This window comes from Bradyrhizobium sp. Kon56, assembly GCF_055807635.1.
Map to the genome: position 1 here is coordinate 1 of NZ_JBVVOU010000381.1, position 280 is coordinate 280.

General features: G+C 56.8%; 1 protein-coding gene. It reads right to left on the reverse strand.

What is annotated here, in order from left to right; all coding sequences use genetic code 11:
- Nucleotides 1-280 (reverse strand): hypothetical protein (locus AC0L3B_RS39385; protein WP_473383191.1); only part of this gene is annotated, 280 nt, incomplete at both ends.

Genomic DNA, 280 nt, shown 5'->3' on the forward strand with positions numbered 1-280 from the left:
TCGGCCCTGGCCGCGTCATGGGAGGAAAGGTAGCCTTCGTAACGCTCAAAATATTTGTCCTGCCTTGAGCTGATTTTTTTGAATGCGCTGTCTTCCCCTGCGCCATGCATCGGAAACAACTTGGCGTGCAAATGATCCACGCCATACCCCTCCAGAATCATCCCCGTTCTAGCGACACCTGCCAGCGCGCTGTCGAGGAGCTGCGCAGTCTTCCTGGCCGCCACCACCAAGTCGCAAAGCACGCTATCGGACTGGGCAAACGCATAGCTGCCGTAATGAG